Consider the following 14,678-nt stretch of genomic DNA (forward strand, 5'->3'; position numbering starts at 1 on the left):
ATTAATTGCAGTAAATTCTCAATTATTTAATGTTTTTTTCAGATTTTTAACCATTGTTTTGGTTTGAGAACCCAAACAATTGGTCAAATCTCAAAAACCTACACTGGAAAAACGCTGGAAGTAGAAGAAGAATCTTCACTACACCTTGCATTCAACACCCTACGCTCTCAAACAGTGGGTAGCTCCGATGTACGCGATCATCATCGGAGAATAGAATAATGACACTTCCCAATGTAATTAATATCAATTTTACTAATGATAACGACCAATTAACTGACAACCATTGGCTTGAATGGGTAATTGCTTCAGGTGTTGACCCAAAATTAACTGCTCTCAATGTCCGTTCTCTTAGCGGATCGATAGTATACGAATATTTACTTTACGCGCTACCCCAAACAGCCAGACGTAACGATGGGCGATTACGAGATGGATACTTAAGACAATATGCTCACACTACATTAGGGGGATGGTGGGTAAATGGACTAGACCCACTCAACAATTGGCTTCCTATGGAATGGGGGCGTTTCAAACCAGATCGTCCCCGCATCGATTTTGAGAAAAACAAACCCGTTAAATACGAATCTCCTCCCAAAACACCCAACCGCGTCACTTACTTTGATGTTCCCAACTGTATTTGGGATAAAGTTGCCCAACGGTACAATATCAAAAGATATCATTCTCCCTTAGCATTACGTCTGTTTGACCGACTCAATCCGCGCTTATTTTGGGAGTGGGTGCAGTTACATAGAGAAATTCCCATCATTCTTTGTGAGGGAGAGAAAAAAGCAGCCAGTTTACTGAGTCATGGATTTGTAGCGATCGCCCTCCCAGGAATTTGGAACGGACGCGTGGGGCAGCAGGACTTTGATGAACGGTTACACCCAGACTTAGTACCGTTAGCACAAAGCGGGCGCAAGTTTATAATTCTCTTTGATTATGAAACAAAAGCTTCAACCTGCTGGTCAGTTTTTCAAGCAACCGTTCGTACTGGTAAGGCGATTGAGGCATACGGTTGTACAGCTGAAGTGGCGCTGTTACCGGGGCCAGAAAAAGGTGTTGATGATTTTGTGGTTTCTAGGGGTAAGGATGCTTTAGCACTACTGTTAGCAATCATTGATGATGCCAAAGCACTGGCTGATTATCGCTGCTCGTATCGTGGCAGAAAATGGGGACTGAGCAAATATAAACCAGATGTGACAGTCAATATCAAATATCTAACCCAAGCTCTGGAAATTCCTATTTTTGAAGAACTTGGCGATACTATTGAGGTTATCGATCGGGGAGCAAAAGAAGATGAGTCGCACGAAGTTAGCTTTGCAACCACCCCTCTATCTGACTCCAAAAACCTAGTCGAAAATTACCCTAAGTCTCTGACTGCCCAATATTCTTCCACAAGCAGAGCATCTTTTCGCTTTCCTCGTTCGGGGCTTGTGGTTTTGTGGAGTGATATGGGTACAGGTAAAACTGAACTCATGCGCTGGTGGCGTAACCACAATCCAAAAGCAAGATTCCTCAACAACGGACATCGCGTCAACCTGCTGAAAAATCTGGCTCTGCGCTTAGAAACTGCTATGTACTCAGAATTGGGTTACGTAGGCTTGGCTCAAGCTACTGCTTTGAGCATTACTATTGATAGCTTGCATAAGCTCAACACTCAAGCCCTCACATACGGCTGCATCTTTATTGATGAAGCTTGCCAATACCTCACACACCTCTTGCACAGTAACACTTGCAAGGAACATCGCGCTGCAATCCTGGAAGTGCTGGAATACATAGTATACAATGCTCCACTGGTTGTGATAGCTGATGCTCATATGGACGATGTTACTATCGACTTCTTCCGAGCAATGCGACCGCAATCAGAAGTCCCATACATCATCAAAAACGAATGGCGCAATGGAGATCGGACAATTTACTGGTATGAAGGTCATAATTCCAGCGCCCTAGTTGCTCAAATTTCAGCAGCGCTAATGGCTGGACAAAAAATTATGGTAGTTTCTGACTCGAAGCGCTTTATTAAAAAACTCGAACAGTCACTAACAGTGCAGATACGCTCAAAAAACGACAACAACAGCGCTGACGAGCAAAATCTTCCAGGCTTGAAAAATCAGCTACGCATCTGGTCTATCCATTCAGATAACTCCGGATCTGAAGAAAACATTGCTTTCATCAAAGATATTACCAACGCCGTCAAAAACCTCGATGCTTTACTGACCTCTCCCAGCCTCGGGACTGGAGTAGACATTGCCCAATATCATTTTGATTTGGTTTTTGGTGCGTTTCATGGAGTTTCCCAAACTGCAACCGAGTGCGCCCAACAGCTGTATCGTTATCGTCCCTTAGTTCCATTTCACGTTTGGGTGGCAAAGCGCCCTCCCTTTGGCTACAAAGACACTAACGCCGCCAAAATTAAAGAACGCTTACTGCAAACCAATGAAATGACAGCTTTTTTATTGCGAATTGACCGTCAAACTGGCTCTCGGGGCGCAGAGAAAGACTGGGCGCTAGAGGCTTATTGCCAAATTTTAGCTAAACGCAACCAGTCTATCAATAATCTGCGTGATGATTTGCACTCGCTGCTGTCCCTTATGGGCAATACATTTATATCCATAGGAAGTGATGACAATCGGCTTTCCCTTGAAAATCTTAAAAAAGCTGCGGCGGCGTTGGATACTGCTTATCATCTGGCTGTTACCAGGGCTAATAATATTACAGCGACTGAGTATCGTCATCGTAAGAGCAAAGATTACTTGTCACCAGAGGAAGTTTTTGAGTGCGAGAAGTATCGTATTCGGTCAGCTTACGGTATGGAGGTGACACCCCAACTGGTTGAAAAAGATGCGGGTGGTCGGTTAATTGGTGCGCTTGCTGACTTAGAAGCAATTTTAGAAGAACCATTCGAGTCAATTATTGACTTTCAAACTGGGCAAAAATACCCTGCGCCACCAAAAATTGTCATAGATAAAGACCGCACCGAACGGGACAAATTACCTTTGTGCATTGACTGGGGGAATTACTCGGCGCGGTGGCTGGCCCGCTTCAACTTGGGTTTACATCACATTCTTAAACGATTGATAGCCGGGGGCGAGATTACAGCAACCGACCCAGACTTACTCAATATGAGGGAGATTGCCTCACATTGTGCTGCTCACATTAAAGCAATTCTTGGTTTTACTGTCCCTTCAGAATGCGAACCCATTTGGTTACTGGCCACTTTAGTCGAACAGCTAGGACTAAAGTTATCATGTCGCAAACAGGGGCCACGCGGTCAACAAGTGAAAATTTACTCACTTTCACTAGAGGAATTAGAATTTGCTTTTCATGTAATTGCTTACCGTCACCAAGGGCTTACATTCAAGGAGTCGGATGTTTGTTTGGTTGCTGGAACTCCCGCTTCATTAGAGGAGATCGTGCAGTCCCAATCTGCTGTAGAGCGAAAACAACAGCTCGTATCCACCCCCCCCCATAAATGTATAGGTAACTCCCCTCATCAGGGGGGGGATACTACGGATTTTGACCCACCTCCTACTGACCCCACTACCCTACTCCATTGTGTGGAAATGCTTCGTTCTGTTGTTGCTCAAGGAGTGGACGCAATTAAAGTCATTCTCCAGCGATGGAGTGGAGTTTTGCGCTGGGAGACTGTGTTGGAGTGCGAAGCGAGATATCCTCATGAACTGCGGCAACTTCATGCTGCTGTCCCAGAATTTTATGCCTTGCTAAATGAGGAAGTTTTACCAGTGACAACTCTCCCAATACGGTTCGGTTAAGTTCTAAGCGGTGTTAATTACGGAGAAAGTGAGCGTTTGTAATTTAGCTGTTTGGGTTCTATGTATGGGCTTTTTGTTCGGAAATTTGGCTCTAGTTTTTTTGACAACACGAGGATTGCTTCTACCTTCAGGTTCAGGAATCTGCTCATCCAAAATTTCGCGCTTTAGCCAGGCGAAAAAAAGGGAAATTCTTCAATTTGGAGCCGCTGAAATTTAGGAACAGCCCGACGAACAATATTCAGCGTGCCAGTAAAACTTAATCGTAAGGGAGAGATGGAAGCAGATTCGGCAACTTGAAACATGAGCGAACGCACAGCCCAATGACCAAGCAGCCAGCCATAAATTTCCTGAACAACTTCACGGGGATTGAGAGAACGAATCAGAGTTTTACGCCCTAAAAGATGGACTTTAAGTTCATCAATAGTACTCTCTATTTCCCAACGGCGATGATATTCTGTTGCTAACAATAGAGCGGGGAATTTCTCAACATCAGTCAAACTGGTAATTAAACGGTAAGTTTGCGCTTGGTCATCAGTATCAATAGTGTATTCAATTACCCGCGTCCTAATTTTTGTGCCACCTTTTTTTTTTAGATTTACCGTCCGGGGCAATCCAAGATAGATAAGAACCATCGGGCAAGACTGTCTCGATTGAGAACTTGACATTCTTTGGTATCCGCCCCAAGTAATCACATTTTTGATTGACAGTGGCTTGTACCATTTTGTAAGAATGTAGCCCTCTATCCCACATCAATAACATTCCTTTTTGTACAGAGCGTAAGAGCTTTTTTGCTCTGGTTCGTTCGCCAATCCGGTATGGACACATCAATGCGTCAACGATTAAATGTGTTCCAGCTTCAATCAACAGTACCAAACGAACCTTGGGGAAAGCAGCTACCGTACCTGGGCGTGTTGCTGGGTAGCCAAATACTCTTGCATTTGTCACTGTATCTGGAACATCAAATACTGTCCCGTCTAGTGCCATCAACCGCAGCCCTCCCAAAAAAGCCCCTGGGGTTTGGGCTGTGGCACAAGGACGCACTACCAAATGAAACAAGCGGCTCATCACCCTACATCCTACACGCTGTCTGGCTTCCGTTATTGACGACTTGCTAGGTACTCGCCAATACTGCCCAACTCTGATCCACACTTCACTCAACCCATCCACCAGATTTTTCAGTACTGTTCTCATTGATGCTTTTGACCACAAGCTCATTGCAATCACCAAACAAATCACCAAATTTGTTGGTAAAGCCCGCTTCCGTTCCTCATTACTGTCTGTGTCTGCGATCGCCTGCGTCATTGCCTGTGCCGGTATAGCTGTTTCTAAAGCTTTGAGTACTGTACCCGACTCAATTGCTGACGAGATTAATGAGAATTCTTTGAGTTGCATTCAACATCAGTACACTTGAGTGACAACCCTCAGTCTACCTGCTTTTGACCTTAACCGAACCGTATTGAGAGTGGAAGACGGAATATAAGGAAAAATCGTAGCAAAATTCCAAATCGCATTCTGAGTTGGTGAAGTGGAGTTGAAGGGTGCAACTTATTGCTCTTTTAGGCGATCGCTCTGCCACATTGAGCTACACTAGCATTTCTGGATCGACGGGTCTTTCCAGTAACCTTCAAAAGGGAGCAACGCGATCGCCTAAAAGAGCATTTCACCTTGTAAAACCTCAGCCTTCTACAGTATTAAAAGCGTATATTAAATTACATTTATCTTGAAGAATTATCATAGAGAATTTGTTAGTTGAAAGTGAGTTAGAGAAAGCAAATTGCGGGAGAATAGGATTGATATCGAAAAGAACCATTTTCGCGCACAAGGCTATGTCCGATACCTCTTATCCGACTGGGCGTGCATCCCCAAAAGCAAGCGATAATACTCCTATTGATTTGACAGTAGAGTCATTAAAAAAATCTTTTGAAGCCCCAATTGAGCGGTATTTTGCGGCAACGGAGGATGAGCAGGATGTCATTGCTTTGATGCTTGCTAATATCCGCGCACTTAGTACGCGGCGCGAATACCAGAAAGATTTGCGGAAATTTTTCGTGGCGATGACTGGTGTTGACCCAAATCCTGACAGTGTGTTGGAGTTTTTACACCTCAGCGAAAAGCGGGCAGTGGCGGTGGTGTTGAAATATAAGGCCAAGCTACTGGCTGTTGGGTTGAAGGAAGCAACAGTTAACCGTCGCCTCAGCAGCATTAAATCGTTGGTGAAGTTTGCCCGCAAGTTGGGTGTGTGCAGCTACACCCTAGAAGATGTAGAGTTGGAAAAGGTAAAGGCGTATCGAGATACCACTGGGGTAGATGCCGAAAGCATCAACAGTGCAATTGGGCTAATTGAGCGCTCAACTGTTCGGGGAAAAAGGGATTATGCGCTATTGCGTCTTTTATGGGAAAATTTGCTGCGTCGTGATGAAGTCAGCAAATTAGACGTGAAAGACTTTAACCCTCATGAGTGCAGATTACGGATTTTGGGGAAAGGAAAGGGTACAAACGATGAATGGGTAAGATTATCAGTGGCTTCGGTGAATGCCATCTGCGATTGGTTGCAAGTGCGAGGTAATCTTAGTGCCGCTTCACCTTTATTTATCTCTCTTGACAACCGCAGCAAAGGGCATCGGTTGACTGGAGATGGCATTCGCAAAATTGTCGTCAATTATTTTGATGCGGCTGGTGTAAAAAAGTTAATGTCACCGCACCGTATCCGCCACAGCGGGATTACAACTATTTTGGATGCGACTCAAGGGGATGTACGCAAGGCACAAAAAGTTAGTCGCCATGTGAAGCTGGATGTATTAATCCAGTACGACGATAACCGCAAACAAGGTCAAGATGAAATGACCAATTTATTGGCAGATATGATTGACTAAGGAAGCTAGCTGGGTAATTCTATTGCGGTACTGGATGGTATAGACCGTCTTCTAGGTGGAACTCCCATCCTATGCTTCTTGGGTCGCGGTTACGAGTCCAACTGATGAAATCTTGGATGGAAAGTTTTTCAAAGTGGTCTACAAGATATGATGCTGTTACACCTAGTCTTGAGGCTAAGTTTTGGGCTGGTAATGGTTCTAGTTCTAGCTGTGGTGGGTGGTAGTTATTTGATTTGCGCTTAGAACTAGAATATGAGCGCCCAGAGAGGACAGAGATTGCTCCTTCTATTTTTGCTAAACGTTGGGCAATTGCTTCGGTTTTCTGCTCTAACAGTGAAAGTCGTTGTTTTGAGCTATTTTCTACACCAAATTCTACACTGGCTTCTTGCCTATTAGCGAGCGCGCTCAATTGAGCTTCCAAGTTGTGTAGACGAGTTTCTACACTCACTTCTGTACCAGCAGTTGGTCCCAGGACATGAGACAAACCTTGGATAACTAAATCGGTAGCAGTGGTGTGACGTTCTTGTGCGGCAGCGCGGAGCGCTTTGGTCAGGGTTTTGGGAAGTTTGAAATTAATTGATTCGCGTTCTATAGAAGCCATGTCTACACTACTTATATACCCTAGTACAGACAGTTTACCGCGTAGTATGACACTGTATGTGGTGTGAGTTCGCAGATCGGATGAAATTTGAACAACGAATTTATGAGTATTAAGACAACGAAACTCGCGCATAAATTGAAATAGACTGTGGAGTTAGGCTGGGAGCTAAATAGTCAATTCGCAAAGCAACTGAAATTTTCTGACATGGAGAAATGATGATGTATCGAATCTATCCCACTAATAAAATTCGGTTAATCCAGATATGAATCGTGGCTAGAGAAAGAAAACCATTGAAGCAGGCAGCAATTCTTTCCCCTCTCACAACGAGCCGACGATATTTTCGTTGAAACCAAGCAAAACAACGCTCTTGTTGAAAACGCGGCACGGAAATTTTAATTGGTCTACCCCGATTTTTCTTGCTCTTCCAAGAACGTCACATCTGTTTGCCAACGCTGAAGCCATCTGTGTGCTGCACTTTTTGATACCCAAATTTCCCCTTTTGGAATATCACACCAACGACTTCCTGTTATTAATATATACAGCAATGTGTTCAGTACATGACGAAATGGTGCATGAGGCATTCCGCGTTAGCGAAGCTTACCGAAGGTATCGCGTTTTTCTGGTTCTTGAGGAAATATATCTTCAAACAACCTCCATTCTAAATCGCTTAATCCTTCAAACCGTCCAGCCATACCGTGTTACACCTTTCTGATTTGAAAAGCAGATTATCACATTTCTGGTATTAGTGGGATAGGTTCATGTATCCGATTACATTATTTGTTGCTGCAAGATGTGAAAAAATTTCAGGAACAAACCTCACTCAACCCCTGAATATTCAGCAACCATCTAGAAGTGAAAATATAAACAAGATACAGGTAATGTTCAATGTTTTCACTGCTGTAGTGATTTTATCCGAAAAATCTCAAGATATAGTCTAATAGTATTTTTATCCATTGAATAAATCCAAATTGAGAGAGTTTGAATTAATGAATTTTGAACTTGTTTCCTTGCAACTACAGGTACGTCCGAATGATCTAGATAGTTTTGGTCATGTTAACAATGCTACTGTTTTGGAGTATTTAGAAACTGGGCGTTGGCATTGGCTAAAACAACACAACTTACAGGGCAAACAGAAAATTCTTCCAGTTGTTGCTCGGATTGAAGTTAATTATCGTAAAGAAATTATCCTGGAAAATGTGATGATTCATACCAAGTTAGAAGAAGACAAGAAAGCATCTAACTACCAAGCGAATTTTTGGCAATCAATTGAAATCCTTAAAGAAGGCAATCCATTAATTGCGGTTGAAGCTCGCATCAAATTAGTATTTATTGATTCGACCAAACGAACTTTGCGGACACTACAAGAATTTTTAGAAGGAGCAAACGATAATACCTTAACTACTTGAGCTTGAATAAAATTTTCACATTCACCAGGTAACAATTTCCCAACATTTAAAAGTGGATTTTGGGGATTTTTGTGCCTTTTTTGGGTTAGGACTTATAACAGTTTTCATCTCTATACAACTTCAATTCATCTAATGAAGTTGCACGTTAGTGCTTGTTATAGTTCTGATGATTAAGGGAGAAAATTAATTGTCCCCTTCTTATAATTATTGGTGATTTCTCTAAATTAAATTCTACAACGTAAAAAATGGTCAAGGTAGAATGGGCGATTACTCCTGTTGAGGATGATTTTGAACTTTGGTATCGTCAGGCTATTGAGAGAGGTTTCTGTCAGGATGTTCCGAAAAATATTTACCAGTACAGCAAGGAGAAATTTTAGTTAGAGTCAGCAATGATAAATTTTTATGAGGTTATGAACTACTTTCATGGCGACTAGCTAAAGATTCATCAATATCTTGACTATAGGTCAACTCTTTTATACCCTCGCTTTTCTCTTCGCTCTTGGAGCTTATAGTAAGTTAGTAACGCGGCTTGATAATCAGGACAATCTAAATCTTTTGACTTGCCAAATCCTCTATATATGGCACTGCCCCAAGTTTTAGCGATCGTCCATTCTCCAAATAGGTTTTGGCAAAGGGTTAAGGTGTAGAATCGCGTATCTCTTTGCCACTTCGATTGAAGCCATTTGTCAAGTTGGTAGGCAATTTTTACAGTCATCTCAACCACGCTTTTGCTGCTGGGAGCAAGAATCTGTCAACACAATGATTTTAATAATTAGGCTCGGCTTGTGCGTTACTGGAGTACCTATTACTCTTGCGGTTGCCCCTTTAATGAATTTGATTTAATTTAATACAATATTGTTGTTCTTATATTAAGTATTTAAGCAGAAAGTTTTTCGGAAAAATTTACCTGCAACATAACTTGTGCGCGTATTGAATTAGCAGCTGTCTCTGCAATTTCTGCTCTATCAGAATCAGTAAGAAGTACTGCAAGTAGCGATTTGAGAACTTCGCGGTTAGATATAAACTCTTCACCGTATAAATCATCTTGTAGCAGTGTCGCTTCTAAATGAGGTAATAGCTCAGGCGCAGGAGATAACAACCGTTCTTTAATGCGTCTCCTTGCAGTCTCTGTTGCCGCCTTTGTACCTACACCTAAATCCCATGTTTCAATTATTAGCCTGATTTCACGGTTAAGTGATACACGCAGCGTTGATAGGCGACCAAATAAAGGAAGGTTAAGCATTAAAGGTGGTAGTGCATTACCCCAATCCAAACCAGCACCAATAGTGCAATTGGCTTCATCTTCGATACGAACAGCTTCATCGAGCCATCCTTCACCAAAAAGTAAATCTATAGCTTCTTGGGTTGTTACTGGCTCGTTCATCTCAGAATTATTATTTTGCTGTTGATGATTCATAAATTTTCACCCGCTCTTCGTCTCAATACACCATACTCAAAGTAAACCAAATTATCGTATTCTTCTTCAGTCCCGCAGTTAAACATATTTTGGTTTTCGTAAAATCCTACAGACCTTGGTAAAGAATGCAACCCAACTCTACCTTCATACCCAAGCTCAACACTTCTAATTCTGGCAAAATTTAAAAGTGCTTGACCAACACCTTTGAATTGAGGCGGACGCTGAATTTCAATTCGGTTAGTGGGGGCAGTTGCAATACCATCAATATAAACTAGTCTCTTACCAATATTCAACCGGGAACCGTGCATTTGTGTTTCTATTATCATTAAACCTTGAGTTGTATTTTCGCACTCAACTGCATAACCTTCAAGATTTGCTTGATTGGCAATAGATCTTAATTTAAATATCCAGTCCCAGTATTTATCTTCTTGAGTAAATAACCTTAACTTTTCGACCCAAACATTGACATAATCATCAACGTGTCTTTGTCCTAAATCTACCAAATATGCTTCAACAGATGTGTTATCGCTACCCCTTTTTAATTCGATTTTTAGTTGCACATAAAGCTCCTAATGCTCAACTGATGATTAAAGCTTGTGGCTGCTATTTGACTGATAGATAAAAGAGTAAATGTGAATGCGTATATCAATAGCTTTATGCCAACCAGCAAGCACAGCATCATCTGAAATGTCTCCAAGAACTACCAAACTATCTTCTTTATCCACATAGTAAGGTAAAGGTTCAGCCTCTAACCAACCATAAGCGATCGCTTGGGAGTTCTGCTCGTCAAAAACTGAAACTTTTAAGCACTGCTCGTACCTGAAGTAGTAATAGGGTAAATAGCAAGCTGGATATTCTCTTAAAGATTCGCGATTAACTGTGTATGATTGCCAACGTAGTCGCTCACCCTTAATTTCTTTTGCATTAGCTTCTAGCCAATCATAAAGTTTTTTAGCTTGCCGCAATGCGTGGTCTTTGCCTTCAAAAACAACGCTGGGAAGAAAAATATCGCCGTCAAAATGCACCGCGACTTCAAATAAATCTTCATCCTTATCCTCATCTTCAGCTTCTGTTACCTCAATGATTCCAGCCTTGTATAGTTCGGTCATTTCCCTGCATTGCTTCGTCAGATATACCCCTACATTATTAAAATTTTAGCTTTCAGTTACAAAATAATCAGAACGCTCTGTTGGTTCTAATCCCTTATCTGGAGGGAAGTTTTGTTTGTGTACACGAGCCAGTGCCGTGGTGTTAGCGCAGGTCGGCAGTCCGATTTTGGAGGTTTTCTCCTGAAAGAACTGCCATGCATGGTTTCCCACTCCAGTCCGCACAATGGAGGTTCCCCCGGCAAGTGGTTGATACCATTAGTAGGAATTGCGATTTTACATCGCTACGATTGCGGATTTCAATTGAATCTAAAGTGTTAACATCACAGTATTGCTGAGGGTCTGTTAGGTTAGCCACGCTAAAAGCGATCGCAGATAAGAAAAATGCTTGGAAATTAATAAAATACTAACTGTTGTGACTTGGCAAGCGTGCCGTTCGGTTTAGTCTGCCATTACCCAAATATCCGATTTATTATAAAAATCCCCACGCTGTTCCAAAGTAAAGCCACCCAGCAACAATCCCAGCCATACCTCAACAATTGGCATTTTTAAAGCACGTTGGAGTTGAGGAAGCGAAATTTCATCTTGAATATTTGCAAGGCAGTGAGCGATCGCATTTTGCCACTTCTGCACATCTTCATCACCCGCTAATTTGTGAACATCTTCTACAGTCCTGACTTCCTCCAACATTTCTAAGACTTTCTCTTTCTCCACAGGTGCTACCACTGAATCACCCTTAGAGCCAGTATTTAAAAACTGATGCGGGCCATGTGGTTTGAAAGTTTGCGGTACTGTTGGTTCAATCAAATCATCCAAATCAAGCTGCATTGTGGTTCGCACTAACCCAGCAAAGATATCAGTGCTGACAATTGGCCCGTCTGGGCTATTGCGATCGCGCACATCTTGCAATAACATCAGCGCCCGAGATTTGAGGATATCTGCAATTTGATTAAACGCAACAGCAGCAGTTTCTAACTGTGCTTCCACAGATAAATCCTGGAGTTCTGTATCCAAACAATCCCACACCGGAGCAAGCGAAGAAGTTGGTGGCGCTTCTGACATCTCATCAAGTACATCCCAAATCGTTAATTGACGGTATGCAGTCATTGCTATGACTCCGGATGTAGTGGACAGGGACGCACTGGACAGTGCTTGGGGCTAATCTCAAACATATCCTTATATTGATACAGTGACACACCATATTCTTTAGCAAATGCCTGCAATACCCGATCTGTGTATGCACGTATCTTGCCAGCAGTTAGCCCAAAGCAGTGAATTGGTTCGAGGCGACAAATCGGTTTTTGCCCCAACCACAGTTCAGCACCCAATGCATGTAATGGCTTATCTCCCGGTTCCTTGTATAAATACAGTACAGCAAAATACGTTGCAGGCGGTTCAACTGTTATCGAATCAATGCTGCTATGATCTTCAGTTCGACTACGGTAAAACGAGCGACGATTATGGCAAATACGCGGATTCCAGCATCCATCCCCTTCAGTACCATGCAGCACCTTAGCCTTAGCAGTTGGTAACTTGGCGCACAACTGACACTTAGGATTTAACGGTTTTGGCATTTCCTACTCTACTTCCTCTTCGCCAATAGCTTTGTAGTAGGCAGAGATTGCCGCTTCTTGCTCGCTGCGGAGTGTATACCGTCGAAAAGCTTTCTCGCTAGTGTGTCCTGTCAGTTTCCGCGCATGAGTTGGGTCTACACCTAATAACAACAAATCAGTAGCATAAGTATGACGGAATTGATGAGGATGCAAGTCTTCAATACCAGCCAGTTCCCCGATTTTCTCGACAGCAAAGTAAATACCGTGATAACTTAGGCGATCGCCCTTGTATGACGGATGGTGCGAAATCATCAGTGGACTGAGGCTAGTCAAAACCTCCCCCTGCGCCTTTCGCCAATGCAAATACTCTGCAACCACCTCTCGGCTTTCTTTGCGCAACGGCACTAAGCGTGGTTCATTCGTTTTTGTATCTGGTAAGAAAAGGAGTTTACCATCGAACGAACCAACATTTAACTGTACAATTTCCCCGGCGCGGAGTCCGTGGCTGAGGATGTGGACGAGTGCTGTATCCCGTTGTTTTGTTTCTCCAAGCAATTCTAAAGCAGACCAAACTCTTTCCATTTGCTCAGGAGTCAAACTTTGGGCTTGTGGGAGCGGAACTTTCTCCAATTTCACTCCCAGAGTGGGATTAGTAGTGATGATTTCTGGGTACGTATAGCACATCCATTTGAAAAAGCTTTTGAGCGCAGCTATCCCTGCATTGATGCTGCTTTTTGATAGTGATTTACCCGCATCAGTCTTGACTTCATCTCGTAAATATTCTTTGTATAACCCAAAGTGACGCGATCGCAGTTCATGATAGTGCAACTGCGTCCATCCTAAAAACCGCTTAAGTTCGCGTTCATAAAGCTTACGGCTGTTGGGTGCGAGATTGTTACTGCGTAAAAATTCCAATACCTTAACCCAACGGATATCAGTTGGTGGGGTTTTTAGATTAGTCTTTTTACTACCAACTGGATTCCTATTAACTGCGGTATCTTCAATTGGAATTAGTTTAATAGGTGGTAAAGATTCTGCATTTTCCATCATTTATTATTTAATAATTGCCAGTAATTGTATCAGCAAAATTGAAGTCACGTTATATATTATCTGTGGTTTTACAGATGATATTATCGGTGTTTTATATCAGATTTTTTTGGATAAATATGTTTAATTAGCTAACAGCAAAATCTGTCAAATGCCTTAAATAAGGAGCTTGGTATCCTAGAACAATATCTGCTTTTGGTATTCCTCTATCTACTAATTCATTGGCAATACCCACTTCCGTATTATCATTTTGAATCCAAACTTTTTCATCTTGAATATCAATGTGTACTGTACATCCATAAATCCGGTGACGATTCTCCCATCCCATATGAAGAACTTGATATTTATCAGATTCATTATTAAAAATAGGAATAACTTCAATTTCTCCATTGGCTGGTTTAATCTGGCTATACTCTGTGAGCACTTCTTTGATAATTTGTCGATATTTATCTACTTTATCCATGTTACTATTTCCTCTTGAACTGGGTCAAAAATTAACAGTTTTAATTGATATTCTTGAATACTTAATTTAGGGAGACGGCGATTAAAAAAATCATTATATATTTCTAAGTTGACTGCTAGATAGAGTACACGCTCTGGTTGTTTCTCACGCAGAACAATACGATAATTAAGAAACTGACCAAGCGCTGTATGAAACTCTGATAAAGTTGAGGGAGCTAGAAAACTCTTAATTTCGACAGCAATCTGTTCCCGATCTCGTTGTGCAGCAATTAAACGTTCAGCACCCAAATCTATAAATACTTGGTCATCTTCTAGCTGTAATGATAATGGATCGTCAGTAATCGTCCACCCATCTTTTTGTAAAGCTGTTTTGACAATTTCATGAAATACATCTTTTGCTGCCATTCACTTTATATTCTTATGATTTTATACCTGTTCATTTT

Annotated in this window: 17 protein-coding genes and 1 pseudogene; 6 read left to right on the forward strand and 12 right to left on the reverse strand. The window is 42.0% G+C overall.

What is annotated here, in order from left to right; all coding sequences use genetic code 11:
• Positions 1-63: 63 nt before the first annotated feature.
• Positions 64-219: a hypothetical protein gene (locus AACU33_RS36755; protein ID WP_339376563.1), complete on the forward strand. Its 156-nt coding sequence runs from the start codon at positions 64-66 to the stop codon at positions 217-219.
• The gene (locus AACU33_RS36760) at positions 219-3,770 is read left to right on the forward strand and encodes a plasmid replication protein, CyRepA1 family (protein ID WP_096595622.1); all 3,552 of its coding nucleotides are present in this window, start codon (positions 219-221) and stop codon (positions 3,768-3,770) included. The genes AACU33_RS36755 and AACU33_RS36760 overlap by 1 nt, the downstream gene beginning before the upstream one ends.
• A gap of 164 nt (positions 3,771-3,934) precedes the next feature.
• Here AACU33_RS36760 and AACU33_RS37720 read toward each other — a convergent pair.
• A pseudogene (locus AACU33_RS37720) lies at positions 3,935-5,162 on the reverse strand (IS4 family transposase).
• A gap of 146 nt (positions 5,163-5,308) precedes the next feature.
• Between AACU33_RS37720 and AACU33_RS36775 the strand changes: the two are divergent.
• Complete coding sequence (locus AACU33_RS36775) at positions 5,309-5,494, forward strand: hypothetical protein (protein WP_339376565.1); 186 nt, start codon at positions 5,309-5,311, stop codon at positions 5,492-5,494.
• Positions 5,495-5,596: 102 nt separating this feature from the next.
• Positions 5,597-6,643: a tyrosine-type recombinase/integrase gene (locus AACU33_RS36780; protein ID WP_339376566.1), complete on the forward strand. Its 1,047-nt coding sequence runs from the start codon at positions 5,597-5,599 to the stop codon at positions 6,641-6,643.
• 19 nt (positions 6,644-6,662) lie between these two features.
• Here the strand turns inward: AACU33_RS36780 and AACU33_RS36785 are convergent, their stop codons facing one another.
• On the reverse strand, positions 6,663-7,244 hold the full coding sequence (locus AACU33_RS36785; protein ID WP_096595625.1) for a hypothetical protein: 582 nt from the start codon (positions 7,242-7,244) through the stop codon (positions 6,663-6,665).
• Positions 7,245-7,645: 401 nt separating this feature from the next.
• A complete protein-coding gene (locus AACU33_RS36790) occupies positions 7,646-7,825 on the reverse strand; it encodes a transposase (protein ID WP_339376567.1) in 180 nt (59 codons plus the stop codon).
• A 405-nt stretch (positions 7,826-8,230) separates the two neighbouring features.
• Between AACU33_RS36790 and AACU33_RS36795 the strand changes: the two genes are divergently transcribed.
• Both AACU33_RS36795 and AACU33_RS36800 read left to right on the forward strand, forming a co-directional pair.
• Entirely contained in the window at positions 8,231-8,650 is a 420-nt protein-coding gene (locus AACU33_RS36795; protein WP_096595629.1) for an acyl-CoA thioesterase, read from the forward strand.
• Positions 8,651-8,895: 245 nt separating this feature from the next.
• Complete coding sequence (locus tag AACU33_RS36800) at positions 8,896-9,027, forward strand: hypothetical protein (protein ID WP_339376568.1); 132 nt, start codon at positions 8,896-8,898, stop codon at positions 9,025-9,027.
• Between the two features lie 80 nt (positions 9,028-9,107).
• Here the strand turns inward: AACU33_RS36800 and AACU33_RS36805 are convergent, their stop codons facing one another.
• The 9 genes from AACU33_RS36805 to AACU33_RS36845 all read right to left on the reverse strand — a co-directional run bounded on the left by AACU33_RS36805 (position 9,108) and on the right by AACU33_RS36845 (position 14,640).
• Complete coding sequence (locus tag AACU33_RS36805) at positions 9,108-9,365, reverse strand: WGR domain-containing protein (RefSeq protein ID WP_096595631.1); 258 nt, start codon at positions 9,363-9,365, stop codon at positions 9,108-9,110.
• Between the two features lie 162 nt (positions 9,366-9,527).
• Positions 9,528-10,067 carry a hypothetical protein gene (locus AACU33_RS36810; RefSeq protein WP_096595633.1) on the reverse strand — a complete coding sequence of 180 codons (540 nt, stop codon included), beginning with the start codon at positions 10,065-10,067 and terminating at the stop codon, positions 9,528-9,530.
• On the reverse strand, positions 10,064-10,627 hold the full coding sequence (locus AACU33_RS36815; protein WP_096595635.1) for a GNAT family N-acetyltransferase: 564 nt from the start codon (positions 10,625-10,627) through the stop codon (positions 10,064-10,066). The genes AACU33_RS36810 and AACU33_RS36815 overlap by 4 nt, the downstream gene beginning before the upstream one ends.
• Positions 10,628-10,654: 27 nt before the next feature.
• Complete coding sequence (locus AACU33_RS36820; protein WP_096595637.1) at positions 10,655-11,176, reverse strand: hypothetical protein; 522 nt, start codon at positions 11,174-11,176, stop codon at positions 10,655-10,657.
• 438 nt (positions 11,177-11,614) lie between these two features.
• Positions 11,615-12,280 carry a hypothetical protein gene (locus AACU33_RS36825; protein ID WP_096595639.1) on the reverse strand — a complete coding sequence of 222 codons (666 nt, stop codon included), beginning with the start codon at positions 12,278-12,280 and terminating at the stop codon, positions 11,615-11,617.
• A 2-nt stretch (positions 12,281-12,282) separates the two neighbouring features.
• Positions 12,283-12,747: a hypothetical protein gene (locus tag AACU33_RS36830; RefSeq protein WP_096595641.1), complete on the reverse strand. Its 465-nt coding sequence runs from the start codon at positions 12,745-12,747 to the stop codon at positions 12,283-12,285.
• A gap of 3 nt (positions 12,748-12,750) precedes the next feature.
• Entirely contained in the window at positions 12,751-13,776 is a 1,026-nt protein-coding gene (locus AACU33_RS36835) for a tyrosine-type recombinase/integrase (protein WP_096595643.1), read from the reverse strand.
• 124 nt (positions 13,777-13,900) lie between these two features.
• Positions 13,901-14,236 carry a XisI protein gene (locus AACU33_RS36840; protein WP_096595645.1) on the reverse strand — a complete coding sequence of 112 codons (336 nt, stop codon included), beginning with the start codon at positions 14,234-14,236 and terminating at the stop codon, positions 13,901-13,903.
• Positions 14,224-14,640, reverse strand: a complete 417-nt coding sequence (locus AACU33_RS36845) for a XisH family protein (RefSeq protein WP_096595647.1) — start codon at positions 14,638-14,640, stop codon at positions 14,224-14,226. Before AACU33_RS36845 ends, AACU33_RS36840 begins: the two co-directional genes overlap by 13 nt.
• Positions 14,641-14,678 lie beyond the last annotated feature (38 nt).

It is taken from the genome of Calothrix sp. NIES-2098 (assembly GCF_963875125.1).
In the GTDB taxonomy this organism is placed as follows: domain Bacteria; phylum Cyanobacteriota; class Cyanobacteriia; order Cyanobacteriales; family Nostocaceae; genus Aulosira.